This window comes from Candidatus Omnitrophota bacterium, from assembly GCA_028715415.1.
GTDB lineage: Bacteria > Omnitrophota > Gorgyraeia > Gygaellales > Profunditerraquicolaceae > JAQURX01.
Genome location: JAQURX010000012.1, coordinates 25,652 through 48,750, shown reverse-complemented (window position 1 = coordinate 48,750; position 23,099 = coordinate 25,652). Strand labels below are relative to the sequence as shown.

33 protein-coding genes and 1 pseudogene are annotated in these 23,099 nt (G+C 38.1%); all 34 read right to left on the bottom strand.

Features of this window, described 5'->3' with window-relative positions; translation table 11 throughout:
* Positions 1 to 27: 27 nt before the first annotated feature.
* The 34 genes and pseudogenes from PHO70_06385 to PHO70_06220 all read right to left on the bottom strand — a co-directional run bounded on the left by PHO70_06385 (position 28) and on the right by PHO70_06220 (position 23,084).
* Positions 28 to 984 (bottom strand): biotin--[acetyl-CoA-carboxylase] ligase, encoded by a 957-nt coding sequence (locus tag PHO70_06385; protein MDD5432592.1) that lies wholly within the window; start codon positions 982 to 984, stop codon positions 28 to 30.
* The gene (locus PHO70_06380) at positions 977 to 2,017 is read right to left on the bottom strand and encodes an AIR synthase family protein (GenBank protein MDD5432591.1); all 1,041 of its coding nucleotides are present in this window, start codon (positions 2,015 to 2,017) and stop codon (positions 977 to 979) included. The genes PHO70_06385 and PHO70_06380 overlap by 8 nt, the downstream gene beginning before the upstream one ends.
* A 20-nt stretch (positions 2,018 to 2,037) precedes the next feature.
* A complete protein-coding gene (gene nifS, locus PHO70_06375; protein ID MDD5432590.1) occupies positions 2,038 to 3,198 on the bottom strand; it encodes a cysteine desulfurase NifS in 1,161 nt (386 codons plus the stop codon).
* An 8-nt stretch (positions 3,199 to 3,206) separates the two neighbouring features.
* The gene (larE, locus tag PHO70_06370) at positions 3,207 to 4,007 is read right to left on the bottom strand and encodes an ATP-dependent sacrificial sulfur transferase LarE (GenBank protein ID MDD5432589.1); all 801 of its coding nucleotides are present in this window, start codon (positions 4,005 to 4,007) and stop codon (positions 3,207 to 3,209) included.
* Between the two features lie 18 nt (positions 4,008 to 4,025).
* Positions 4,026 to 4,433: an NIL domain-containing protein gene (locus PHO70_06365; GenBank protein ID MDD5432588.1), complete on the bottom strand. Its 408-nt coding sequence runs from the start codon at positions 4,431 to 4,433 to the stop codon at positions 4,026 to 4,028.
* Between the two features lie 21 nt (positions 4,434 to 4,454).
* Positions 4,455 to 5,657 carry a homocysteine biosynthesis protein gene (locus PHO70_06360; protein MDD5432587.1) on the bottom strand — a complete coding sequence of 401 codons (1,203 nt, stop codon included), beginning with the start codon at positions 5,655 to 5,657 and terminating at the stop codon, positions 4,455 to 4,457.
* A gap of 27 nt (positions 5,658 to 5,684) precedes the next feature.
* On the bottom strand, positions 5,685 to 5,906 hold the full coding sequence (locus PHO70_06355) for a NifU family protein (GenBank protein MDD5432586.1): 222 nt from the start codon (positions 5,904 to 5,906) through the stop codon (positions 5,685 to 5,687).
* A 16-nt stretch (positions 5,907 to 5,922) separates the two neighbouring features.
* Positions 5,923 to 6,843, bottom strand: a complete 921-nt coding sequence (gene cysK, locus PHO70_06350; protein MDD5432585.1) for a cysteine synthase A — start codon at positions 6,841 to 6,843, stop codon at positions 5,923 to 5,925.
* Between the two features lie 11 nt (positions 6,844 to 6,854).
* Complete coding sequence (locus tag PHO70_06345) at positions 6,855 to 7,295, bottom strand: Rrf2 family transcriptional regulator (GenBank protein MDD5432584.1); 441 nt, start codon at positions 7,293 to 7,295, stop codon at positions 6,855 to 6,857.
* 68 nt (positions 7,296 to 7,363) lie between these two features.
* A complete protein-coding gene (locus PHO70_06340; protein MDD5432583.1) occupies positions 7,364 to 7,777 on the bottom strand; it encodes a MazG nucleotide pyrophosphohydrolase domain-containing protein in 414 nt (137 codons plus the stop codon).
* Positions 7,778 to 7,790: 13 nt separating this feature from the next.
* Positions 7,791 to 8,174, bottom strand: coding sequence for a response regulator (locus tag PHO70_06335; GenBank protein MDD5432582.1), 384 nt, complete (start codon positions 8,172 to 8,174; stop codon positions 7,791 to 7,793).
* A gap of 89 nt (positions 8,175 to 8,263) precedes the next feature.
* On the bottom strand, positions 8,264 to 9,175 hold the full coding sequence (locus tag PHO70_06330) for an FAD-dependent oxidoreductase (protein ID MDD5432581.1): 912 nt from the start codon (positions 9,173 to 9,175) through the stop codon (positions 8,264 to 8,266).
* A gap of 5 nt (positions 9,176 to 9,180) precedes the next feature.
* Positions 9,181 to 9,417: a glutaredoxin family protein gene (locus PHO70_06325; protein MDD5432580.1), complete on the bottom strand. Its 237-nt coding sequence runs from the start codon at positions 9,415 to 9,417 to the stop codon at positions 9,181 to 9,183.
* Between the two features lie 33 nt (positions 9,418 to 9,450).
* Positions 9,451 to 9,927: a ferritin family protein gene (locus tag PHO70_06320; GenBank protein MDD5432579.1), complete on the bottom strand. Its 477-nt coding sequence runs from the start codon at positions 9,925 to 9,927 to the stop codon at positions 9,451 to 9,453.
* A gap of 4 nt (positions 9,928 to 9,931) precedes the next feature.
* Entirely contained in the window at positions 9,932 to 10,405 is a 474-nt protein-coding gene (locus tag PHO70_06315) for a pyridoxamine 5'-phosphate oxidase family protein (GenBank protein MDD5432578.1), read from the bottom strand.
* Positions 10,406 to 10,414: 9 nt separating this feature from the next.
* A complete protein-coding gene (locus PHO70_06310) occupies positions 10,415 to 11,608 on the bottom strand; it encodes a flavodoxin domain-containing protein (protein MDD5432577.1) in 1,194 nt (397 codons plus the stop codon).
* 87 nt (positions 11,609 to 11,695) lie between these two features.
* Positions 11,696 to 12,400 carry an FAD-binding oxidoreductase gene (locus PHO70_06305; protein MDD5432576.1) on the bottom strand — a complete coding sequence of 235 codons (705 nt, stop codon included), beginning with the start codon at positions 12,398 to 12,400 and terminating at the stop codon, positions 11,696 to 11,698.
* 1 nt (position 12,401) lies between these two features.
* Positions 12,402 to 12,905, bottom strand: a complete 504-nt coding sequence (locus tag PHO70_06300) for a type 1 glutamine amidotransferase (GenBank protein MDD5432575.1) — start codon at positions 12,903 to 12,905, stop codon at positions 12,402 to 12,404.
* 2 nt (positions 12,906 to 12,907) lie between these two features.
* Positions 12,908 to 13,183: a 4a-hydroxytetrahydrobiopterin dehydratase gene (locus PHO70_06295; protein MDD5432574.1), complete on the bottom strand. Its 276-nt coding sequence runs from the start codon at positions 13,181 to 13,183 to the stop codon at positions 12,908 to 12,910.
* 72 nt (positions 13,184 to 13,255) lie between these two features.
* Positions 13,256 to 13,759: pseudogene (gene tpx / locus PHO70_06290) on the bottom strand (thiol peroxidase).
* 9 nt (positions 13,760 to 13,768) lie between these two features.
* Positions 13,769 to 13,930, bottom strand: coding sequence for a rubredoxin (locus PHO70_06285; GenBank protein ID MDD5432573.1), 162 nt, complete (start codon positions 13,928 to 13,930; stop codon positions 13,769 to 13,771).
* Between the two features lies 1 nt (position 13,931).
* On the bottom strand, positions 13,932 to 14,573 hold the full coding sequence (locus tag PHO70_06280; GenBank protein MDD5432572.1) for an MBL fold metallo-hydrolase: 642 nt from the start codon (positions 14,571 to 14,573) through the stop codon (positions 13,932 to 13,934).
* Positions 14,574 to 14,575: 2 nt separating this feature from the next.
* A complete protein-coding gene (locus PHO70_06275) occupies positions 14,576 to 15,427 on the bottom strand; it encodes a thiamine pyrophosphate-dependent enzyme (protein ID MDD5432571.1) in 852 nt (283 codons plus the stop codon).
* Positions 15,424 to 17,094: a 2-oxoacid:acceptor oxidoreductase subunit alpha gene (locus tag PHO70_06270; GenBank protein ID MDD5432570.1), complete on the bottom strand. Its 1,671-nt coding sequence runs from the start codon at positions 17,092 to 17,094 to the stop codon at positions 15,424 to 15,426. Before PHO70_06270 ends, PHO70_06275 begins: the two co-directional genes overlap by 4 nt.
* Positions 17,095 to 17,182: 88 nt before the next feature.
* Complete coding sequence (locus PHO70_06265) at positions 17,183 to 17,482, bottom strand: hypothetical protein (GenBank protein MDD5432569.1); 300 nt, start codon at positions 17,480 to 17,482, stop codon at positions 17,183 to 17,185.
* 21 nt (positions 17,483 to 17,503) lie between these two features.
* Positions 17,504 to 17,899: a class II SORL domain-containing protein gene (locus tag PHO70_06260; protein MDD5432568.1), complete on the bottom strand. Its 396-nt coding sequence runs from the start codon at positions 17,897 to 17,899 to the stop codon at positions 17,504 to 17,506.
* A gap of 14 nt (positions 17,900 to 17,913) precedes the next feature.
* Positions 17,914 to 18,303 (bottom strand): response regulator, encoded by a 390-nt coding sequence (locus PHO70_06255; GenBank protein MDD5432567.1) that lies wholly within the window; start codon positions 18,301 to 18,303, stop codon positions 17,914 to 17,916.
* A 263-nt stretch (positions 18,304 to 18,566) separates the two neighbouring features.
* Entirely contained in the window at positions 18,567 to 19,856 is a 1,290-nt protein-coding gene (gene hcp / locus PHO70_06250; protein ID MDD5432566.1) for a hydroxylamine reductase, read from the bottom strand.
* A gap of 1 nt (position 19,857) precedes the next feature.
* On the bottom strand, positions 19,858 to 20,085 hold the full coding sequence (locus PHO70_06245) for a phosphohydrolase (protein ID MDD5432565.1): 228 nt from the start codon (positions 20,083 to 20,085) through the stop codon (positions 19,858 to 19,860).
* The gene (locus PHO70_06240) at positions 20,085 to 20,489 is read right to left on the bottom strand and encodes an Rrf2 family transcriptional regulator (GenBank protein ID MDD5432564.1); all 405 of its coding nucleotides are present in this window, start codon (positions 20,487 to 20,489) and stop codon (positions 20,085 to 20,087) included. Before PHO70_06240 ends, PHO70_06245 begins: the two co-directional genes overlap by 1 nt.
* Before the next feature lie 214 nt (positions 20,490 to 20,703).
* Positions 20,704 to 21,474 carry a hypothetical protein gene (locus tag PHO70_06235; GenBank protein MDD5432563.1) on the bottom strand — a complete coding sequence of 257 codons (771 nt, stop codon included), beginning with the start codon at positions 21,472 to 21,474 and terminating at the stop codon, positions 20,704 to 20,706.
* A 33-nt stretch (positions 21,475 to 21,507) separates the two neighbouring features.
* Positions 21,508 to 21,924 carry a hypothetical protein gene (locus PHO70_06230; GenBank protein MDD5432562.1) on the bottom strand — a complete coding sequence of 139 codons (417 nt, stop codon included), beginning with the start codon at positions 21,922 to 21,924 and terminating at the stop codon, positions 21,508 to 21,510.
* Positions 21,925 to 21,991: 67 nt separating this feature from the next.
* A complete protein-coding gene (locus PHO70_06225) occupies positions 21,992 to 22,339 on the bottom strand; it encodes a hypothetical protein (GenBank protein ID MDD5432561.1) in 348 nt (115 codons plus the stop codon).
* A 10-nt stretch (positions 22,340 to 22,349) separates the two neighbouring features.
* Positions 22,350 to 23,084 (bottom strand): RnfABCDGE type electron transport complex subunit D, encoded by a 735-nt coding sequence (locus PHO70_06220; GenBank protein ID MDD5432560.1) that lies wholly within the window; start codon positions 23,082 to 23,084, stop codon positions 22,350 to 22,352.
* Positions 23,085 to 23,099: the final 15 nt, after the last annotated feature.

The window sequence follows — 23,099 nt, the reverse complement described above, 5'->3', positions numbered from 1 at the left end:
CAACCAGATTGATAATATTAGTTTACATTACCTGCAGTGTACTACATCTCCTGCCATAACCTTCTGAGTAAACCCGGTATCATTTCTAACCAGAAGGCCTCCGTCAACATCAATATCAACCGCCTCTCCTTCAATATGCTCCTTCTGGCAGTAAACCTTTACCCTCTTGCCTAAAGTAATACTATGCTGGCGCCATTTTTCTGTAATAAAATGCGCGCCCTTTAATTGGAAAGCAAGGTAATTTGATTCTATTTTACGTAATATTTCCTGCAATAAAACTACACGGTTGACCTGTTCCTTCCTAAATTCTTTAAGCGATATTGCCTGCGCTATTAAAGATTTCTTGTCATTATTCACGTTTAAACCCATTCCAACAACCAGAAAATTTATTTTATCTGTTTCGGCGTCGAGCTCAGTAAGAAGCCCGCCTAATTTCTTATTTTGTAAAAAGATGTCGTTGGGCCACTTTATCTGCACGTCTATGCCTGTCGCCTCTTTTATTCCCTCACAAATCCCCACCGCACTTACAAAAGTCAATATAGAAGCTTGTGTTGGCAGTAATTTGGGCCGCAATATTAATGACAGATATATCCCCTTATATTTAGGAGAAGACCAAATCCTCCCTTGCCTGCCTTTTCCTTTAACTTGGGTTTCCGCTAATACTATTGTCCCCTCTTGCGCACCCTTAAGCCCAAGCTGCATCGCAACATTCATCGTTGAATCAACGCTATCAAAATAATGGATTTTCTTGCCTAATAATTTAGTATTTAAATCTTTTGTTACTTCAAAATCAAAAAGCCTGTCGGGAGCGGACTGGAAACGATAGCCCAAATGCGGAACAGCAACAATATCATACCCAACTTCTTTTAATTCCTGAATATGCTTCCATAAACCCTGCCGGGTGATGCCTAAACGGTGGCTGATTTGGTCACCAGAAACATAATCGTCCTTTTTCCTCAATAATTCCAGGATTCTTTCACGCATTTTTCTTTAAGTATTCCTCAAATTTAGCCCAGAAAGGGTCTATTTTGGGATGTTCTAACTTGGATTTCCTATTTTTATCAAAAACCCACAAACCTTCTTTTTGCGAAACAACTTCTCCGGCAATGCTTGCGGCAATGCCTTCATCTTCCAATGCATCCACAACTTGCGCAGCTTTATCTTTTCTAACCGTAGCAAGAAGTGTGCCTTCGCTGATTGATTTATAAGGATCAATTCCAAAACACTGGCAGGTCTTTTCAACTTCTTCTAAGATAACCATCTTATCTAAATAAATATGCATACCTACTTTGCTTGATACGGCAATTTCGTATAGCCCGCCAAAAACCCCGCATTCAGTTGCATCATGCATAGCACTTACTCCGCCGACTTTAGCAGCAGTTAAAGCATCTTTAACCACTGACATTTTATAATACACATCCTGAGCGCGCTTTAAGAATACTTTGCCAAATTTTCTCTCAATAAATTTTGGGAAGTATGCTGCCATTAAACCAGTGGTTTCAATAGCAGGGCCCTTGGTTACGATAACCGCATCGCCTACTTTAGCTTTCGGCTTAATAAGTTTCTTTTTACTATCAATGCCGATCATAGTTGCGCCGCCAACCATTGGATAATTGCATCCTGCGTAACGGGCAGTGTGGCCCGTCACCACGTTAATGCCAAGGGCTTTGCATTCGCGGTCAACAACATCCCATAATCTTATTAATTCTTTTTCGCTGATTTCAGGAGGTAAATTTAAATCAATAGATAAATACTTTGGGGCAATTCCGGAAACCGCAACATCGCTTGCGATAATATTCACGGCAAACCATGCGGCTTTTTCAATGCCTAAATCCCGGGCAATATAAAATGGGTCCGTTGATAAAACCATCACCTTGCTGCCTAAATCAACTACCCCGAAGTCCACTCCATAGCAAGGTTTAACAATTACACTTGAATCAAATGCTCCAAGCTTATGGTAGATGTGCTTATTAAAAAAATCCGAATGAATTTTCCCTAATTTCGGCAATTTACTCATTATGTTAAACCTTAAGTTTTCTACTTATCGTAGAGTGGCGACATCGCGCGAAGCTTCTGGATAATTTTAGGTAAATGATCCATCAGATAATTCAGGTCTTCTTCTTTTGTCCACCTGCCTAAAGTAAACCTTAAAGACCCGTGCGCGATTTCATGCGGAAGGCCGATAGCCAGCAAAACATGCGAAGGCTCTAATGAAGCCGAGGTACAAGCAGAGCCGGTTGAAACAGCAATCCCAAGCATGTCTAAATTTAGAAGCATTGATTCCCCTTCAATATACCTAAAAGAGAAATTAACATTGTTTGGAAGCCTTTTAGTTGCATGGCCATTAAGCCTGACATCGGGGATCTTCTCATTAATCTCATTAATTAACCTATCCCGCAGTTTCATCTGGAATTTAGCCTCTTCATCCATTTTCTGCGAGCAAAGTTCAATTGCTTTCCCAATACCCACTATCCCGGGAGTATTATAGGTGGAAGCGCGCTTGCCCTTCTCCTGGTCTCCGCCAAGAAGAAAAGCCTCAATACGCGTTCCCTGCCTTACATACAAAACCCCTACGCCTTTAGGGCCGTAAAATTTATGCCCGGAGATGGATAACAAATCAACATTCAAATCATCCACATTCACCGGGATGTGGCCTACAGTCTGCACAGCATCGGTGTGAAAATAAATCCCCTTAGATTTGGCAATTTTTCCGATTTCAGCTATCGGCTGGATTACCCCAATCTCATTATTCGCATGCATTATTGAGATAAGGATTGTTTTATCGGTGATTGCCTTTTTTATGTCTTCAGGGTCAACCAAGCCATCTTTATCTACTCTAACATAGGTAACCTCAAATCCTCTTTTTTCAAGAAACTTGCACGGCTCGCTTATCGCGTGATGCTCAATAACAGAAGTAATAATATGGTTGCCTTTTTTCTCTAAAGCGTGAGCAACGCCTTTAATAACGAAATTATTTGATTCTGTCCCTCCGGAGGTGAAAATAATCTCTTGAGGTTTTGCGCCTAAGAATTTGGCAACAGCCTCGCGCGCGTCTTCAATTCCTTTTTTTGCTTCCTGCCCGAAAGAATGTATGCTTGAAGCATTGCCAAATTTATCAAAAAAATACGGCGCCATTGCTTCAACAACCAGAGGATCGGTTGGCGCTGTTCCAGCGTAATCCAAGTATATTCTTCTCATTTTCTCACCTATTTTTTTAGAAATGCTTCATTAAGGCTTCCCGTACGGTATCCTTCCAAATCTACAGTGATATAATTATAGCCCAATTTTTTTAGCTTGTCGACCAGAAGATTGCGCTTATCAAGAAGACGGCTAAGCTGATTTTTCTCGACCTCAATACGGCAAAGATCGTTATAATGCCTTACCCTAACCTGCCGGAAACCTAATTTCTTTATTTCCAATTCAGCATTGTCAATTTTATTTAAAGCTTTAGGCGTAATCTTAACCCCATAAGGAATTCTTGAAGCAAGACAAGCAAGGCTTGGCTTATCCCAAGTAACAAGTTTTAATTTTCTGCTAAACTTCCGGATATCTTCTTTCGTAAATCCTGCTTCTTGAAGCGGAGAACGGATCTTTAATTCCTTTTTAGCGGCATTGCCTGGCCTAAAATCTAATTTATCAGAAGCATTGCTGGCATCTGCCACAAAATTTAATTTGGATTTCTTAGCAATAGCCTTTAGTTTTATAAAAAGCTCTTTCTTACAAAAATAGCAGCGGTTAACAGGATTAGAAACAAATTTACTACTCTCTAATTCGTTCGTCTTGATAATTTTATGCTTAACTCCTAAGCTATCGGCAATTTCCTTGGCTAATCGTAACTCTTCTCTTGGATATGTTGCAGAATCCGCAGTAACGGCAAGTATTTTTGACTTAGATAAAGAAAGAGTGGCTGCTTTTAAAAGAAACGTGCTATCCAACCCTCCTGAGAAAGCAATTAATACGGAGTCCATCGTTTGTAATATGGATTTTAATTTATCTAATTTGTTCATTGCAAAATTAAGAATAGATTAAAAGCGCACTTCCATTGCGCGGGGCGGGCAAATCTTAACGCAAAGTTCACAGGCAATGCATTTTTTATTATCAAAGACTACTTTGCGTGTTTTTGGATCAACCACAAGCGCACTTACTGGACAAATCGGGACACAAACTCCGCAATTTGTACATTTATCTTCATTACGGATAACATCCTGGCTTAGGGGCTGAACGTTTACTCCGCAAGAAGCCAAGTATTTCATCGCTTCTTCAAAACTCTCTTTTTTCCCGCTTAACTCCAAAACCATAAGCCCCTCTTCCTGAGGGGTAACCGAGGCTTTTAAGATATTGAATCTAAGGTCGTATTCCTTAACAAGCTTGTAAACAATCGGCTGGTCAACAAGCCTGCGAGGGAAATGAAGCACTATCCGCTTAGTTACCATTTAATTTCTCCCTGTCAAATTTTATACTACGGGTCGCTCTTTTAACAATTTACAAGTATAGCCTGACTCAACTTGCGGCAAAGGCGCCACAGCTTCTGTTAAAGAAAACTCTCCCTTTTTAATCCATTCCTTAAGGGATTCGGCGATTTTACGCGCTTTTGAATAACTGGAAAGGTTTCCCGTAGGAACATCTTTACTGCGTAAATTAATCTTTCCTGATTTTAATTGCGCATAGTTCACCTCAGCTAAGCTTCCTGAAATGACCTGCGGATAATTATTGCTATAATCAACAACCTGCGCATAAATATCCTCATCTTTAGCAGAAGCATATTTTAAGATATCTTCATTTAATATAGGTATTGGCACGCCTATTCCGACAGCCAAACTTACGCCATAGCCTAACATGCTAACTCCGACTAACCACTCTTGCTTCATCCCTTTTAAATCTCCAATTACTGCAAGAGTCCCTGCAGGTGCTTGAGGAATGCCGTTTTCCTTACGGGCAGCTAAAGGATTATGTTGCGTCCCATGCCAAGCAACATAGCCAATCCCACCACCTAAAAAAATCTTTGTCCCAATGCCAATAGTTTTATAATACGGGTCTTTCAAGAGCGGCGAAAGTTGCCCCGCTGAACAATAATTAGCATTGCCTAAATTCGGTTTAAGCATTCCCATGTAGGTATAGATTGCTTTATCGGATAAATTAACCGCAACATTATAATTCTGATAGCAATTGCGTATATTAAACAAAACCGCCTCATTCAAATCTTTAATATTAAGCAATGTTTCTAACTTCTTGCGCGGATAACAATCAGTCCCATATGCTGTAGCGTCAAGACGGACATCTTTACCCGCAACTAGCTCATGTATTACATGGGCTCCTCCATACTTAAATTCTCCGGGGAAAACTTTATTACGAGGATCGTCGTCAGGCACAGCAGTTGCTCCCAGATAAATATCTACAGCGGCAAAACCGGTATAACAAGGCACATCATTGATATTGCATGTGCCTCCGCCAATTTTTATCCTTGGCTTTGAGTGCCCGATATTAAAATATGCTCCGGACGAACACATAGGGCCAAAGGTGCCTGTAGTAACAACATCTACTTCCGTTGCTACCTTCTTTATGCCTTTTTCTTTAACCAAATCAATTACTTCTTCGGCAGTAACTACTACAACTTCACCTTTTTTAATCTTTTCATTTATTTCTTTAATCGTTCTCATGGTATTAATTTCTCCGCGAAAAAAATTCTATAAAGCAACTACCTCTTTTACTTCGGGGACTTCCTGTTTTAAGATTTTTTCTACTCCCATTTTAAGAGTAAGCTGGCTCATCGGACAACATCCGCAGCTGCCAGTCAATTTTACCTTTACTATGCCGTCTGCAGTAACTTCTACTAATTCTATATTGCCGCCATCTGCTGCAAGCATCGGCCTAATCTTCTCTAAAGCCTTCTCTACTTTTTCTCTCATTTTATCTCCCTTTTTATTATACAAACAGCTCCATGCTCAGATACCGCTCACCGGTATCTGGCAAAATTACCACAATAACCTTGCCTTTATTTTCTTTCCTTCTCGCAACTTCTAATGCCGCAAACACTGCAGCTCCGGAGGAAATCCCGGCTAAAAGGCCTTCTTCTTTTGCCAATCTTCTTGCTGTTTCATAGGCTTCATCATTAGAAACCTGGATTATCTCATCAATAATCTTGGTATTTAGAACTTGCGGGACAAAACCTGCTCCGATTCCCTGTATTCTATGCAATCCGGGTTTACCACCCGATAAAACAGGAGAATCTTGCGGCTCAACAGCGATTACTTTAAAACTACTCTTCTTTTTCTTGATAACCTCGCCTATACCTGTAATTGTACCACCAGTACCTACTCCTGCAACTAAAAAATCAACCTTTCCTTCGGTATCACGCCAAATCTCCTGCGCAGTAGTAAGCCTGTGCGCCTGGACATTGGCAGGATTATTAAATTGCTGAGGTATAAAATAATTTTTGTTAGAATCAGCTAACTCCTCCGCTTTTTTTACCGCTCCGCGCATGCCTTCTTCTCCGGGAGTAAGGATAATCGTAGCGCCAAAAGCAGTTAAGAGCTGCCTTCGTTCCATACTCATGGTCTCCGGCATGGTTAAAATTAACTTATAGCCTTTTACAGCACAAACAAAAGCCAATGCAATACCGGTATTTCCGGAGGTTGGTTCAATAATAACTGTATCCTTCTTAATCTTGCCTTCTTTTTCAGCCTGCTCAATCATGCTTAATCCAATCCTGTCTTTTACTGATGAGCAAGGATTAAAAAATTCCAATTTCCCCAAAATAGTTGCCTGGCAATCCTTGGTTAGCCTATTTAATTTTACTAATGGAGTGTTCCCAATTAATTCTGTTATATCCTTAGCGATCTTCATTCTTTCCCTTCTTAAATTTGATAGATAAAACTTGAGTTTCCTTTTTTATTTTCTTTCACAAGATCATCAAAAGTTATGTTATCAATTATTTTTGAAGTTGATTCTGAAACCTTCTGCCAGATTTTTCTAAAAACACATTTGTTTAAATCCCGGCAGCCTTTGTAATTATGTTGCACACAGATAATAGGCTCTACCGGCCCATCAATAAATCTAACCACCTCTCCTAGGGTTATCTTTGATGGATGTTTGAAAAGCAGGTACCCGCCTACTTTACCGCGCCTGCTCTCGACAAAACCCGCTCTTTTTAATTGCAAAAGAATTTGCTCTAAGAATTTAATCGGGATATCCGCCCTTTTTGCAAGCTGATGGATAGTCACCGGTTTTTCTCCATAGTGCAAAGCCAAGTCTAAAATTGTCTTTAAGGCGTAATCACCCTTATAAGTTAACCGCATCTCTCACCTATTATCTCTATCATAATAGTAGAGTATACAATATTTTCCTACTTTGTCAAGTTTATTTTTTATTTTTTAGTTTTTTGTGCCTTAACATGACTTTGCATTCTTTCTAAGGCCTTAATCTTATTCCAATTACGGGTGATTTGCCGGCTGGATTTTACTTTTACATTGCCAAACACATGTGGATGCCGTCTTTTCAATTTTTTAATCAATACATCTATTACGTCTTCTATGTCAAACTTATTTTCCTTTGACGCAATCTGCGCATGAAACATAACTTGAAGTAATATATCCCCCAACTCTTCTTTCATATGAAGGGGGCTTCCTCTTTTTACCTCATGGATAAATTCCTCCGATTCTTCTTTAAGATAAGGCAAAAGTGATTTATGAGTTTGCTTCTTATCCCAAAGGCAACCCTTAGGCCCATGCAATATTTGAAAGATTTTTTTTAATTCGTTAAATTTTGTTCTGTGGGACATAAGGAAAGATTGTTTATACAGACTTGGACTTAATGGCTCTTTCAATCGAGGCAATTATCTGGCTGTTTTCTACCGGCTTAACCAGATAATCAACAACCCCCAAACTAAAAGCTTTTACCTTATCAGTTTTCTTATCCAGTGCTGAAAGGACAATTATGGGAGTTATTTTTCCAACAGGATCATTATTTAATATTTCTATGGCTTCCATGCCGCCGATACCAGGCATCAAAAGATCTAAAAGCACGCATTGAGGATTAAAAGCATGAACATGGTAAATAAGATTCTTGGCATCTTGCAGAGCTAATACCTTATATTCATTGGTATGCTCAAGAATCATCTTCACCATATTGCCGAAATCAGGCTCGTCATCAACTATCAATATTCTTTTTTTATCCATATGTATTTTAGGAAAATCTAACCTCTTTTCTTAAATTCTATCACAAAATATGTTTATATGGAATAGAAACTTAATTTAATTCGTTATTTTTAAGTTTTAAACCTGTTTTGGGCAAGATATCTAAATGCACTAAGCGTGGCTTTTGAACCTTCCCCGGCAGCGATAATAATCTGTTTCTCAGGAACATCAGTAACATCACCCGCAGCAAATATCCCGGGAATATTTGTTTCATTATGGTAATTTACTTTTATCTCGCCAAGACTGTTTTTTTCAATATCTTTGGTAAATTCAGAATTTGGCAACAATCCGATCTCTACAAACACCCCTTCTACATCCAAGATTTTTTCCCCAGATTCATTTCCTACTTTAATCCCCGAAACAAAATTTCCCCCTAAGATTTCCGTTACCTTAGAATTATTTAGAATAGAAACATTGCTGGCTTCTTCCAATTTCGAGCGCATTATCGCGTCTCCACCAAGGCCGGAAGAGATATTTATCACAAACACATGCTTTGCAATCTTTGTTAATTGCAAAGCTGCGTCTAGGGCAGAATTCCCTCCCCCGATAACTGCAACAGTCTTGCCTTTAAACAAAGGTGCATCGCAAGTCGCGCAATAAGTCAACCCCTTATTTTTAAACTCATTTTCTCCTAAAGCATTTAACTCTCTGCTTCTTTTCCCGGCAGCAATAATAACTGTCCTTGATTCATAAACTGCTTTATTAGTTTTAACGATAAATTTATCATTCTCCTTATTTAATTCTAACACAGCTTCATTTTCTTTTAAATTAATCTCATACTTACGCATGTGTTCTTCAAACTTCTTTGCCAACTCAGGGCCGGTAATAAATTGATACCCTGTATAATTCTCAACATCCCCGCTCCAAGCTGCCTGGCCACCGATATCTTTGCTAATTAGAATAAAATCCATATTCTTGCGTGCGGCATATACGCTAGCAGTAATCCCTGCCGGCCCAGCTCCGATAATAATTAATTCATGCATAATTGCTATAACCCCAAAGCCTGTTTAATCTTTTCTTTATCAAAGCCGATAATAATTTCGCCATCAATATCCAAAACCGGAACCCCCATCTGACCCGATTTTTTAATCATCTCTTCACCAGAGGATTGGTTGGAAGAAACGTCAATGTCCTCAAAATTAATATTATTGTCTTTTAAGAATTGTTTTGTCCTTATACACCACGGGCAAGTCGGAGTTGAGTAAACCTTAACACTTTTCCCCATATTAACCTCTCTTTTTTGTACTGACCCTTAGGTTTATAATTTGCTTTTTAGCTCAAGTAGCTGCAATAAATGAGACTGTTCTTGTTTAATCAATTCCTCTATAACCTTTATATCGTAATCAGGAATCAATTTCTTCATTCCTTCATAAAAAACAATAGAATCTTTTTCAAACTCTACACCTTTATCAACAGCCTCTTTATCTGTTTTCAGGTTTTTAGCAGCTTCTACCCCCTTGTCTTTCTTTGTAAAAATATACTCTGAAGCCAAAGCATTAATATAGCTGAGATTTTCTCCGGGGAAGCTCTCAACAGGTTCATACTTCTCAATTCCACCGAGAATCTTTTGAAAAACAACAATATGCTTTTCTTCTTCTCCGGCGAGGTATTTAAATACGTCTCTTATTTTTGCATTATCCAAACGGTTGGATAAAGCATTATAAAAATCCTTTCCGTTCTTTTCAATCTGGATTCCAATCTCCACAATCTCGCTTACAGCAAAAATATTACCCATTTTCTTATCCTTTATTTGTTTTAATTGGTGCCGGAGATAGGTTAACTACCTCCTCTACGTCCATAATAATAAGGTGTTTTGGCTTCGGTAACGCAAGCTCCGGATGAGCCGCAAGCCCCTTGTCTTCTTTAATATTCTTTAAAAGCCTGTGCGTAATCCTGGTTGCAATTCTCTCTTCCCAGGCTTTAACAATCTTTGAATTAAGTTTTATTTCCGGAGAAACCTTTGCTTTTCCTTTAAGGCAATACCCGATAAATTTATGCTCATCAAAAGCGATGATGCTAACATGATGGTTACGCAACAGATTCTCGTGAGTCTTGCCCCTATACAGATCAAATAAATAGACTTTTCCGTTACGATTTACATGCACAATACCCTTGCATGATCCGTGAGGAAACCCATTCTTATCAATACTTACAACTACAACACAGCCCTGTTCGCGGAAGAAATGAAGCAAATCATTATTCAACTTCTTCATAAACTTTTCTTAACCCTCTTTTATTTTTGCGGAAAAACTCTTTCCAAACTCATAACAAAGCTTCAATTCAGAATCATCCGGGACGTACTTAAATTCTATCCCTGATAGAGCCAAATCAATGCCACCTTCTTTCAAAACTGCCTCTATTTCCTTTACAGCTCCCCCTGCCCAACCGCAGGAACCGAATGCTCCGGCAACCCTATTTTTGGCCTTTAATCCTTTAACGAATTCCAGAAATCCTGCCATACTTGGGAGCATATCATTATCATGAGTAGATGATCCGAATAAAAATCCTTTAGCATCAAGCATGTCTTTGATAATTTCCGTCCGGTCAGCTGTTGCAACATCATAAAGTTTAACACTTACCCCGGAATCAACTATCCCTTCAATAATCGATCGTGCAATTTTTTCTGTTGCTCCCCACATAGTCTCATACGCAACTATTATTTTTTGCTTAGTTTCATTCTTTGCCCACGAAACATATGAATTAATTATTTTTAAAGCTTCTTTGCGCCAAATCAATCCGTGGCTGGGAGCAATAATTTTTATCGGGATATTCATTCTCTGTATTTCTTCAATCTTCTTTAATATTATCGCTCCCAAAGGCCAGAGGATATTCGCGTAGTATTTTGCCGCTTCATCCATTAAAGCACATTGGTCAACTTCGTCCGCGAAACGCTCGACTGTAGCATAATGCTGCCCAAAAGCATCATTGGGCAGAAGTAATTCTTCTTCCGGGCAATAAGTAAACATACTATCCGGCCAGTGGATCATCGGGGCTTCGATGAAACTTAAATTTCTTTTCCCTAAATTCAGTTTATCCCCGGTTTTAACTATTTGAAAATCCCAATTTCCGTAATAATTCTTATACAAGCCTTCTTTACACTTTTGCGTACAAAATATCTTTGCTTGAGGGCAAAGTTTTAATATCTCTGGAAGCGCACCCGAATGATCGGTCTCCACATGATTAGCGATAATATAGTCAATTTTCTCAACAGGAATAATTTTCTTTATGTTTTCAATTAATTCCTTGGAAAAAGTGCCTAAAACTGTATCTACCAAAGCATTCTTCTCATCAATAATAAGATAGGCATTATAGGTAGTGCCTCTGTTTGTGGAATAAGTATGCCCGTGAAAAGTGCGCACATTCCAATCAACCACTCCAACTGAATAAATATTAGGTAGAATCTCTTGAATTGACATTTTATGCCTCCCTGAATACCAATTCGCCCTACCAAGGGCGCACTTGGCAATCCTTTATGCCAAGGTGCGATATATTAGAAACTTAAATCAATACCCTACAAAGTTCTCAGTAATAATGTTTTCTTTTGGTAGGCTTAATTCTTCTGTTAATATTTTTTTCATCGCCTCCACCATCGCCGGAGGCCCGCACAAATAAAATTTCCTTAGTAGATAATCCGGAATTTCATTTTTAATAATACTACTGTTAATTAATCCGATACTACACTTAAAGTCCGGTGCAGGCTCGCAAAGAACATGGGAAACTTTTAATCTCGTATACTGTTTCTGCATCGCATCAAAATCTTCCCTAAAGATTATGCCTTTAATAGATTGGTTAGCATAAACCAAAACCATATCTATGCCTAAATTCTTATCAACGACATATTTGCAGATACTTCTAATAGGAGTTATCCCTATCCCCCCTGAAAGAAATGCGATTTTTGATGAAGTATCCTGCAGAATAAACTTACCGAAAGGGTATTGTATTTTAAGCGAGTCTCCGGGCTTTAAATTATCTAACGCCTTGGAGAAATCGCTCTGAGTAATCCTTTTGGTAAACTCAATATAGCATCTTTCCGTTGGTGAACTTGAGATAGAAAGATACCTCTTGGATTCATTATCGGAAATTAAACTTGCGCAAAGAAACTGCCCTGCTGAGAAGTCAATCCAATCTTTTACTTCCAGGCGAAAACTTTTTACCCCGGGAGCCCTTTGAATTATTTCTTTGATTTGCAATACTTTCTCTATGGGCATCTTATTTTAATTGTTTTACCATCTCCAGGCAAAAAACCGGTAAATCATAAGGATTGCGTGAAGTAATCAAATTTCCGTCAACAACCACTTCCTGATCAAAATACTCGGCACCCGCGTTCACAAGATCATCCATAATCGCGGAAAACCCTGTAACTTTTCTTCCCTTTAGAATACCTGCAGAAATTAAAACCCAGCCTCCATGGCAAATGCAGGCAATAACCTTCTTTTCCTCATCCATCTGTCTTACAAAGTTATTTATTTCGCTATGCCTTCTTAAGATATCCGGTGCCCATCCTCCGGGGATGACTACGGCATCAAAATCAGCGGCTTTTACTTGTTTGATGGAAAGCTCTTCGTGAGCAATATAACCTTCCTTGCTTTTATACTCTTTCTTCCCGGTTCCTACAAGAGTTGTTTTGAAACCATCCTCGCGCAGTCGTAAATATGGATACCAAACTTCCAGCACCTGATAATGATCTTCTACTAAAACCGCTATTCTTTTCATCATCATCCCCCTAATTCATCGATAATTTTTGCCATAATAAAATCATTATCTGATAAGCCGCCTATGGCATGAGTAGAAAGCGTAACCTTCAATTTATTATATATAATAGTCATTGTCGGATGATGCCCCTCTTCCTCGGCAATAACCGAAATTAAATCTAAGAAATATTTTGCCTCAATAAAATCCTTAAATTTAAATTCCTTTACTATTTTCTTATCTTCTATAACTTCCCAACCGCGGTATTTAGCGATTAATTGATTAATTCTTTCCTTCGGCATAGGAGGTGTGCCCCCTTCACAAGGTTTACATGAAGAAGGCAACCCTTCTTTCTTTTCTTGTCCGGGATTTCTTATAATTTCTTCCAAATTGCTCAAACAATCTTCATAATCCGGAGGCCTTGTCAATTCTTTAACCAACTGGGAATATCTTATTGTATCAAATTCATCTATTATGATTACCGATCTGGCTAAAAGATTCAATTCTTTGATTAATAAACCGTAATTAATCCCAAAAGAAGAAGTCTTATAATCTGACAGGACTTTTATGTTTTTTATTTCAAACGATTCGCAAAAACGGCTTTGCGCAAAAGGCAAATCCTTACTGATACCTATGATTACAACATTAGACGATAATTCAGTTGCTTTCTTATTAAATTCTTTCACCTGAAGGTCGCACACCGGAGTATCAAGGGAAGGGAAAGATGTCACTATTTTTATCTTTCCCTTAAAATCCCAAAGCGAAACTTCTTTTAGATCCTGGGAAGTAACCTTAAAATTTGGCGCTAAGCTTCCAGTTTTTATATTCCTTCCAACTAGATTTAAAGGATTACCCTTAAAAGTTATATTTCCTGCCATTGTTTACTCCTAACTTATCTTCTCAAACTGGTCTTTGCCTACGCCGCATTCAGGGCAAACCCATGAATCCGGAAGATTTTCAAAAGAAGTACCGGGCTTAACTCCTTGCGTTGCGTCTCCTACTGCAGGGTCATAAATGTAGCCGCAAACTAAACACTTGTATTTACTCATCTTAACTCTCCTTTGTTAAAATTTTAACTTCAATCTTCCCTTTTAATAATTCTGCAAATCTCTCCCCGTCTTCTTTAGAACCTGTGCCGCTGCCATAATGCATTGGAATAGCAACTTTAGGTTTAATCACTAAAGCTGCCTCTGATGCTTCTTGAGCATTCATTGTAAAAGTTCCGCCAACAGGCAAAAGCGCAATATCACAATGAAAATCTTCCATCTCGGGTATTTTATCTGTATCCCCTGCATGATAAATCTTTGATCCCTCAGCTTCAACAATAAATCCCAGATTTTTTGCAGATTTAGGATGATAAGGCTTACCTATATTATAGCTGGGTACTGCAAAAACCTTTACCCCGCCAATCTCGGCATTTTTGAAAGGCTCTAAAAACATTATTTCTTTACAAAGAACACCTGATTCTTTTAATTTCTCTCCTGCCCCTAAACTAGCCAGGATAACAGCATCTTTTGTGCTAATTGATTTGACGTCTGTTTCCGAACAATGATCATAATGGTCATGAGTTATCAAGATAATATCGGCCTTGGGAGAATTCTTAGGTAATCTATAAGGATCAAAGTAAATTATCTTTTCCGACCCTAGCCGAAAACTGTCATGACCTAACCAATGCAAATTCTTTAATTCCATTATTACATTAATAATTGCAAATATGCTTTTAGTTTTGAATCTTTTTCCTGTACTGATAGAATATCCCTGTTAAAACTCTCTTCAAAAGTAGGAGCTTCTTTTTTATAGAACAAACCTAAAGCGATAGCTTTATCAGAATTATAATCCCATTCTCTGATTTTTTCCTGCGCTTTAAGATAATCTAAAGCATCATGCCCCTCTAATTCATAAACTCTTTTATCATAATATTCATACATATTATAAAAAGTTACACAAACCTGCAAAACATCCACCAGAGAAAAACCTTTATGCAGGATTGCATCTTTAAATAATTTCTTCAATAATTCCAAACCATGCGAAGTCCCCCGGCCTAAAAATGTTGCCCCGCTTGCAAGCATAAGCTCTAAAGGATTTATAGGAGATTCTTTTGTGCCCTGAGGAGTTGATCGCCCACGGTAACCTAATGGAGAAGTCGGGGTATATTGCCCGGTTGTCAAACCATAAACACGGTTATTATGAATAATCATAGTAATGTCAATATTCCGCTTTGCGGAGAAAATCAAATGCTCCAAGCCTTCCCCATAACAGTCCCCGTCTCCGGCAAACCCTATTACTTTGATGTCTGGCCTCGCAATCTTTATTGCCTCTGCAACCGGGACAACCCTTCCATGCAGAGAATAAAAACTGTTAACATTCAAATAATCCACAATCTTTGCATGGCAGCCGATACCAGAGACTATGACGAATTTCTCTAAAGGGAAACCTTCCTGATTCAATTCTAATAGCACAGACTTTATTGCATTCATAATAGCAAAGTTCCCGCAACCCGGGCACCAAGTGTTTTGCGCATTAGTGCTTAAGTTTACCTGGCTCATTTAATTTCCTTCTTTAAAGCCATCTCCAACTCTTCCAGAGAAAAAGGCCTGCCATCATATTTTAAAATCTTTCCATCAACATTAAATCCATACATCTTTATCAATTTTACTAACTGGCCAGTAGCATTATTCTCAACACAGATTAATCTCTTAACGCCCGAAACAGCTTCAGAAAATTGTTTTAGCGGAAATGGCGACAACACAAGCGGCTGGATAACCTTTAGATTTAACTTTTCTGCTATTTCAACACAAACTCCTTTATTTGAACCCCAGCAAAGGATTGCAGTTTCTGATAAAGAATTTCCGTAAACATTCACAGGCCTATACTTTTCTAATTCCTCTAAAAGATATTTTTCTTTGCGTAAACGTTTATCCTGCATTTTTATACTCAAAACAGCTTCTTCCGTAGTTATCCCGGCTTCATCATGTTCATAACTATTAACTTTGATAACCTGATCTTTCTCGGGAGGAAAAGCAAGCGGAGAAATTCCCGTTTCGGTATCAAGGTATCTCTTATAAATAGAACTCCTATCCCAAACAGAAGGGTTTTCATCTGTTATTTCACCTATGCAATCAATATCAAAATTAAAAAGCCCTTCACCTAAATTCTTATCGGTAAGAATAAATGAAGGAATCTGAAATTTAAAACAAGTATTTAAAGCAACTGCGGACCAGAAATACGCTTCTTCCGCGTCTCCAGGGGCAACCACAAACCTTAAGAACTCTCCTTGTCCTGCGCTTAAAACAAAATGTAATTCTGTTTGAGTAGAATAAGTAGGCAAACCCGTGCTTGGCCCAGGACGCTGGCCTACTATTATTACTACAGGCAATTCAGCCATACCGGAGAAGCTTAGCCCTTCTGTCATTAAACAAAATCCGCCGCCAGAAGTTCCTACCGCAGTCTTTTCTCCTATATAAGAAAACCCCAACGCCATTAAAATTACACCGATTTCACTTTCAGGATGGATTACTTTAAGGCCGAAATCTTTTGCTTCGTCAGCAAGAAAATGCAATATTGGCGAGGTGGGAGTCATGGGATAAGAAACGTAATTCTTTAAGCCTGCCTTGATCAATCCTAATCCAGTTGCTTCGTTTCCCGATAAGATTGGAAACAGTTTCTGCTCTAAAACTGGAATCTTAATTAATTCTTTAGCCTCATCAAAAGCCCTTCTTGCCACCTTAAGGTTTAAATCCAATTCCTTGGCATATTCTTTTCTAAAAACCGCATCCAATATCTCCCAGCTAATACCTGAAGCTTTTACAAACGCGCCAAGCATGCAGCTATTGCGCAAGATTTCAGGGGCATTTTCTTCTTTAATGATTTTGCTTATAGGTAGCCTTATAGAATTCCTAACCGCTAATCCGTCTATCTGTACAGAATCAGAATCGTAAATAACTATGGAGTTTTCTTTTAAGCGCCATTTGTGCAGATTAATTGTATCCTGATTCAAAGCAAGGATAAAATCTAGCCTTTCTTCTCCAGAGGAGATTCTTTCTTTATTGGCGCGGATAATTGAAAATGTATGCCCGCCCCTAATCAAAGAGGGATAATCCCGATAAACATATATCCTATAACAAAGCCGGTTTATTATTTTTGCAATGGAAGTACCGGATTTATCAATGCCAAATCCAGCCTTCCCGCCAATTAGAATAGAAAAATTATTCATAAATTATTTAATTAATAATGAACGCGCCTGAGGAGTTAAATGAGGTTACCCTTTCTCTGCTTTTTAAGCAGAGAAAGGGCGTTAATCATTATTTATTATGCTGCATCATTGGCATTTGCATCTGCATACCCTGCATCTGTCCGCACATGTTTCCTTGCATCTTACCCATCATTTTCATCATAGGGCAGCGTCCCGTAGAAAGCGTAAAAAGCCCCGCAGAAAGAATCAAAGATACGGCAATCCACAAAAAAGCGGAAACAACATAACCAAATGCCTTTAGCCCCTGCGATTCAACCTTACGGATAGCAAATAATACAAAAAAACTAATCGTTAGCAACACCGATGCAGGAATAACCGCGAACAAACCCATTAACCTTGACATTCCCATAAACACCTCCATTTTTAATATCTATTCAACATTCAATTCTTTTGCATTCTGCCAAAGCCCGTGAATATTACAATAAGAAACAGCCAAAATCGTTCCTGATTTTTCTGTCTTTAAATGAGCTGTTACTTGTGGGTTAGCATAGACAGTGCTGGTATTCGGTCCCTGGACCGAAGCACCATGCGCACTAAATTCAAACTTTCCAACTTGATAAGGGAACTTCTCACCTTTAGGCAAAAAATATACAGCAATCCAAGCAATGTGGTGTTCAGTAGTATTCGGATGCGCAATCTCCTTTCCTACTGTTAATGTTATTTTTAGGGCCTCCCCTTTTTTTATTTTTTCTTCTGCCTCAATTACCGGCACATGTTTTTCTTGTTTCCAATCAGCTGTTTGCAACAAATCCTTTAAATCTGCCATAAACCATCTCCTTCCTATTCATTTTTCTCTCTAATTCTTAAAACCTCATTTATTTTATCTCTTAATAAATAGGCATCAACCGGCTTTGTTAAATACATCTCGTCATACAACCGAGAAGCCCTATCTTTATAAATCGGGTCATCTTTGCCGCTAAGCATAACAACCGGGATCAACATGGTTTTTTCATCCTGCTTTAACTTTTCCAATACTTGAAAACCGGTCAAACCCGGCATGATAATATCAAGAACAATTAAATCCGGCCTTTTCAATTTAGCAAGTGTTAAACCCTCTCTTCCATCTAATGCTACTTCAACTTCAAAGTCAGCAATTGCTTCAAGATGCCGCTTTATTAAACGGCAGAACATAGCCTCATCATCAATCAATAAAATCTTCTTTTTATCCATTATTATACCAGGTATAAAGACATTTAATAATAAGGCGGGTATTGTTATTATAAACAATACCCGCCTAAAAAACTATCTCTTCTTCTTTTTCTTAGCTGTCTTTTTCTTTGCTTTTTTCCTAGCTCCGCAGGCTCCACAACTCATTATACCACCTCCTTGTTAATAATTATAAACTTTAGAGCGATATATTATTAGAGCAATAATCTGCAATTCCATTATACTACAATCCAAATATTTGCAAATATTAAATTTTACTAACAAGGTCATTTCTTCAAAATCTGAGCAAGGTCATTATCTGGCGAAGTAATTAATTTTAAACCATACTTATCTTGAACAACTTTTAATACATTTGGCGATAAAAATGCCGGAGCCATTGGGCCAATACGTATTCCTTTAATATCAAGATATAACAATGTTAATAAAATTGCAACTGCCTTCTGTTCAAACCAAGATAGAATTATTGAAAGCGGAAGCTCATTAACCGAACAATTGAATGCCTTAGCCAAACTGACAGCAACCTGAATCGCAGAATACGCATTATTGCACTGGCCGATATCGATTAAGCGAGGGATCCCTTCGATTTCACCAAAGTCTAGCTTGTTAAACCGGTATTTTCCACAGGCAAGCGTTAAAATAATACAGTCTTTCGGCACTTTTTCTGCAAACTCAGTGTAATAATTACGGCCCGGCTTTGCTCCATCGCAACCACCGATAAGAAAAAATCTTTTAATCTTTCCGGATTTAACTAAACTGATAATTTTCTCCGCTAACCCCAAAATTGCAGTGTGATGAAAACCAGTCATGATCTTCTTACCAGGTGCTTCGGGCAAAAAAGGTAACGATTTTGCTTTATTTATAAGCGGAGTAAAATCACGATTCTTAATGTGAGCTGCTCCGGAGATACCAGTAATTCCCACTGTAAACAAGCGATCAAGATAAGTATTTTCCGGAGGAATCAAAACACAATTAGTAGTAGCTAGGAGTGCCCCGCTAAATTGGCTAAACTCTTTCTTTTGTTCCTGCCAAGCGCCTCCATAATTACCGGCTAAATGTTTGAATTTCTTTAAGGCAGGATAACCGTGCGCGGGAAGCATCTCGCTGTGGGTATAGATATTTATTCCTGTGCCTTCTGTTTGTTTAAGCAATTCATAAAGGTCTAACAAATCATGGCCTGTGATAAGTATGCCCGGGCCAGCCTTTGTTCCGGTCTCAACTTCAGTTGGAACCGGATTTCCAAACCTTTGGGTATGCGCTTTATCAAGCAATTCCATCACCCTTAAATTCATCGCTCCGCATTTTAAAACAATTTCCAGATAATCATTGATATCAAAGTCAACATTGGTAACAGTCTTAAACAACGCTTCATGCATAAATGCATCTACTTCTTCATCTTTTGCTCCTAATTCGCGCGCATGGAATGCATAGGCTGCTATCCCTTTTAAACCAAACAAGAGTAAATCTTGGAGGCTTTGGATATCTTCGTTCTTTCCGCAAACCCCTATCTTAGTGCATCCGCTGCCACCTGCAGTTTGTTCGCATTGATAACAAAACATACTACCCTCCTCTTAACTCCTTCCATTTTTCTTCGCCGATACATTTTTTTGCGTGCTTACACCAATCAATGCAAGCCGGCAGCCTTACCCGGCAAGCCATATGCTTACATTTGGGACACCTTACCTTTATTTCATCAGAAAATATCTCAATTTCATATCCACAATCTGGACATTTAATAGATTCTGACTTAATATTCCTATCATCCTGCCCCGGGCATTTATTAATCATTACTCTCCCTTAAGCAAACTGCCTATGGTAATTGAACTTAACTCTCTAACAACCAAACCTTCAATTTTATCAATCTTTTTCTTTAAAGCACAAGTCTTCTGATTAGGGCATGCTTTCTTTCTTAAGAAACACTCATTTAATTTTAAAGAACCTTGAAAAATCTTAATCAAGGCGATTAAAGATATTTTATTTGGTGGCAATGCCAATTCAAACCCCCCTCCAGCTCCCTTATAGGATTTAAGAATTCTTTTCTTTGTCAAGGTTTGAAGTATCTTCCGTAAAAATGGCCTTGGGATCCTGATGGCCTGAACTAACTCAGGGACCGTAACTAGTTTATTGCTATTTTTTTCGATAAAACAAACTGCCCTTAAAGCATAATCCGTGTCGCGGGTAATTAATTTCATTTTTTCTCCAATATTTTAGAATGAATACGCGGGGGCAGTTTATCGTCTTGCCCAGGACAAGTTACTGCAGCCCTCTTTGCAATGAGCAACCGGACGAAGCATGAATTTAATAGTTATATCCATACAAGCCTCCTTTCATATATAAATGATACCATAACAGTATCATTTGTCAAGAAAAAATTCCCTCTCTATTATCAATAAAGAGGGAACGAACCTACGACCCGCTTTTTATAAGCCGGTTTATTTCATCTTCTACAATTTTTTCTTTTTTTGCGATAGCCTCATTTTTTGCTTTTTCTGCCGCCTCTAATTGTAATTTAATCCTTTTAAGCTGCATTTCTGCGTTTTCCGCGTATAAGTCCTGCTGTTTTACTAAAAGCCTGCGTAACTTATTAATGATAAGTTCTTTTTCATTCTTGCTCTTTGCGTTGAAATAAGCTTTGCGCTCATCTTCAATTTGAAAACCAATATTTGAAATTTCGCTAAAGATATCAACGGAAGCGCTTTTCAAGCTTTTTAGTCGCTCTTGCGTTAACGCTCCAAGCAATGCATTATTGTAAGCTTTTACATCTCTGCTCTTTAAAGCAACTAACTCTGTATAAACTTTCGGGTTTTCCTTTGAGAGTTTAATCAAGAATTTTTCAATCTCTTCATCTGGGATATTTAACAATCTCTTGTAGTCTTCAAAATTACTGCCTAACGTTGCTGTTTTCTTTTGGATATCAGGCAAACGAGAAGCCGCTACCGCCATTATAATACTTGAAAAATAAAGTTCAGGGTTGTCTTTCTTTAAACCCATAAAATATTCATAAGACTTTGGGTTGCTTATTTTGTTTTTTTCAAGGAAACCGGAAATCTCATTATCCTGAATATTATACATCTTTTTCAAACGAAGCGCTGATTCCGGTTCTGCCAACGCATAAGAAAAAACGTATAAAGACATGGCAAAAGAAAGAATACAAATAATAAAAGGTCGCTTTTCCATTCATCCTCCTGATTTATGAAAATTTAATATTTATTATTGCGGCGGCAGAGGCAAGGTTACCAACAGCGCAACGCTAGCAATCATTCCAGCAGCCATAGCCCATCCCAATGGCCCGGCAGCAACAGCTACACAAATAAGCCCCATACTGATACTCTGCCCCTGCTGATTCCAATATAATACATTGTCATATGCGATAAGATCATTTATGCTCTGGCCTATATCTCTGCCATTAACAATTAATTGGTTATTTACAATGATACTGTCTGCGGTGATATTGGTGGCGCGTAAATTGGTAGCGGTTAAATTAGTAAAATTTCCTGTGGGAGAAGGATAATAAGTGGTAACAGTTACATCTTCCTGGGCAAAACATGGGAAAGGAACACCCAATAAAATCAAAGGCACGATAAGAAAGCAGGCAATCGGATTAAATGATTCCAGAAATTTTTTCATTTACCCTCCAGTTTTAATTTGGATATTGTCTTTATTATAAATTTATTCAAAAGACAAATCAAGGTTATTATTCTACCTTGATTTCTTTCTCCAGTTTTCCACTGATACTGCAATATGCTTCAACCGATAAAACATCAGAAATATTTGCATCGGGGATTAAATAACTCACGGTTTGGCTATCGGTATTATCCTGCCTTGAGAGTTGCTGGCTTAAAATTTCCTTGCCGTTTTTTCCAACATCAACTTTTTTGATAAAATGGTTTTTTGGATCCAAAACATCATGCATAATTACTGCTTTTAGGATTTTAGTTGCCGGATCAAAAGTAATGATAATGTCTGATGGCGGATGCGCAAAAGCCAAAGAAAAACCAAACACAAGAATAAATAAAACGCCCAAAATTACCCTATTCATCATTCCCCTCCTGTTATGGTATTTTATTTAACAAAGGTACCGTTATATTCAAAACTAACAATGCGCAAAGTTCAGCGTCAAACCTGACACCTGTACTTGTCAGGATGAAGATTAATAATGCAACAGCACTTCCAAAAATAACTTTTCCTTTAAATTTAACCGGCGTAGTCTTTGGCTCAATAAGCATAATGAAAATAAAAAAATAACTTAAGTATCCAAAAATATGCACCAGAGGGATATTCTGCCTTAAGGCCGAAAAACCAAAGAGCAACAGAGCAGTAATGCCATAACTAATTATGATCTCGAGTTTTCTAATCTTATAGATAAAATATATGCCAAAAGGAGCTAAAATGTACCATAAATAAGTCCCTCTCCATTGCGTAGTAACTCCAAATGCAACGCTTGCCAGAAAGATTCCGAATGCAGCAGGATTAAAAACATGCCTTCCTTTTATCCTAAACAAATATTTAGAAATAATCGCAAGGAATGGAATTAAGATAAATACCCAGAGCGGCTCTTCAGAATCAACAACAAAAGCAATAATTAAACCGGATATTACCGCGCTCTCACTAAACGAGAATTTCTTGTTTTTAAAGTAGGAAAAAATCAATTCTAAACCAACGCAAGAAATTACGGCAATAAATAAAGTTAGAAGGAACAGAAAATCATTTTGTTGGATAGCAAGATAGATAGCAAAGAAACTTAAAAACAGGATTAACTGTGTTTTTAGAGAAATATTCTTAAGCATTATTAAGTTTTCTCC

Coding starts and splice junctions, on each gene's coding strand:
- PHO70_06385 (MDD5432592.1), bottom strand. CDS start 984: ATGCGTGAAAGAATCCTGGAATTATTGAGGAAAAAGGACGATTATGTT.
- PHO70_06380 (MDD5432591.1), bottom strand. CDS start 2,017: ATGAGTAAATTGCCGAAATTAGGGAAAATTCATTCGGATTTTTTTAAT.
- nifS (MDD5432590.1), bottom strand. CDS start 3,198: ATGAGAAGAATATACTTGGATTACGCTGGAACAGCGCCAACCGATCCT.
- larE (MDD5432589.1), bottom strand. CDS start 4,007: ATGAACAAATTAGATAAATTAAAATCCATATTACAAACGATGGACTCC.
- PHO70_06365 (MDD5432588.1), bottom strand. CDS start 4,433: ATGGTAACTAAGCGGATAGTGCTTCATTTCCCTCGCAGGCTTGTTGAC.
- PHO70_06360 (MDD5432587.1), bottom strand. CDS start 5,657: ATGAGAACGATTAAAGAAATAAATGAAAAGATTAAAAAAGGTGAAGTT.
- PHO70_06355 (MDD5432586.1), bottom strand. CDS start 5,906: ATGAGAGAAAAAGTAGAGAAGGCTTTAGAGAAGATTAGGCCGATGCTT.
- cysK (MDD5432585.1), bottom strand. CDS start 6,843: ATGAAGATCGCTAAGGATATAACAGAATTAATTGGGAACACTCCATTA.
- PHO70_06345 (MDD5432584.1), bottom strand. CDS start 7,295: ATGCGGTTAACTTATAAGGGTGATTACGCCTTAAAGACAATTTTAGAC.
- PHO70_06340 (MDD5432583.1), bottom strand. CDS start 7,777: ATGTCCCACAGAACAAAATTTAACGAATTAAAAAAAATCTTTCAAATA.
- PHO70_06335 (MDD5432582.1), bottom strand. CDS start 8,174: ATGGATAAAAAAAGAATATTGATAGTTGATGACGAGCCTGATTTCGGC.
- PHO70_06330 (MDD5432581.1), bottom strand. CDS start 9,175: ATGCATGAATTAATTATTATCGGAGCTGGGCCGGCAGGGATTACTGCT.
- PHO70_06325 (MDD5432580.1), bottom strand. CDS start 9,417: ATGGGGAAAAGTGTTAAGGTTTACTCAACTCCGACTTGCCCGTGGTGT.
- PHO70_06320 (MDD5432579.1), bottom strand. CDS start 9,927: ATGGGTAATATTTTTGCTGTAAGCGAGATTGTGGAGATTGGAATCCAG.
- PHO70_06315 (MDD5432578.1), bottom strand. CDS start 10,405: ATGAAGAAGTTGAATAATGATTTGCTTCATTTCTTCCGCGAACAGGGC.
- PHO70_06310 (MDD5432577.1), bottom strand. CDS start 11,608: ATGTCAATTCAAGAGATTCTACCTAATATTTATTCAGTTGGAGTGGTT.
- PHO70_06305 (MDD5432576.1), bottom strand. CDS start 12,400: ATGCCCATAGAGAAAGTATTGCAAATCAAAGAAATAATTCAAAGGGCT.
- PHO70_06300 (MDD5432575.1), bottom strand. CDS start 12,905: ATGAAAAGAATAGCGGTTTTAGTAGAAGATCATTATCAGGTGCTGGAA.
- PHO70_06295 (MDD5432574.1), bottom strand. CDS start 13,183: ATGCCGAAGGAAAGAATTAATCAATTAATCGCTAAATACCGCGGTTGG.
- PHO70_06285 (MDD5432573.1), bottom strand. CDS start 13,930: ATGAGTAAATACAAGTGTTTAGTTTGCGGCTACATTTATGACCCTGCA.
- PHO70_06280 (MDD5432572.1), bottom strand. CDS start 14,573: ATGGAATTAAAGAATTTGCATTGGTTAGGTCATGACAGTTTTCGGCTA.
- PHO70_06275 (MDD5432571.1), bottom strand. CDS start 15,427: ATGAGCCAGGTAAACTTAAGCACTAATGCGCAAAACACTTGGTGCCCG.
- PHO70_06270 (MDD5432570.1), bottom strand. CDS start 17,094: ATGAATAATTTTTCTATTCTAATTGGCGGGAAGGCTGGATTTGGCATT.
- PHO70_06265 (MDD5432569.1), bottom strand. CDS start 17,482: ATGGGAATGTCAAGGTTAATGGGTTTGTTCGCGGTTATTCCTGCATCG.
- PHO70_06260 (MDD5432568.1), bottom strand. CDS start 17,899: ATGGCAGATTTAAAGGATTTGTTGCAAACAGCTGATTGGAAACAAGAA.
- PHO70_06255 (MDD5432567.1), bottom strand. CDS start 18,303: ATGGATAAAAAGAAGATTTTATTGATTGATGATGAGGCTATGTTCTGC.
- hcp (MDD5432566.1), bottom strand. CDS start 19,856: ATGTTTTGTTATCAATGCGAACAAACTGCAGGTGGCAGCGGATGCACT.
- PHO70_06245 (MDD5432565.1), bottom strand. CDS start 20,085: ATGATTAATAAATGCCCGGGGCAGGATGATAGGAATATTAAGTCAGAA.
- PHO70_06240 (MDD5432564.1), bottom strand. CDS start 20,489: ATGAAATTAATTACCCGCGACACGGATTATGCTTTAAGGGCAGTTTGT.
- PHO70_06235 (MDD5432563.1), bottom strand. CDS start 21,474: ATGGAAAAGCGACCTTTTATTATTTGTATTCTTTCTTTTGCCATGTCT.
- PHO70_06230 (MDD5432562.1), bottom strand. CDS start 21,924: ATGAAAAAATTTCTGGAATCATTTAATCCGATTGCCTGCTTTCTTATC.
- PHO70_06225 (MDD5432561.1), bottom strand. CDS start 22,339: ATGATGAATAGGGTAATTTTGGGCGTTTTATTTATTCTTGTGTTTGGT.
- PHO70_06220 (MDD5432560.1), bottom strand. CDS start 23,084: ATGCTTAAGAATATTTCTCTAAAAACACAGTTAATCCTGTTTTTAAGT.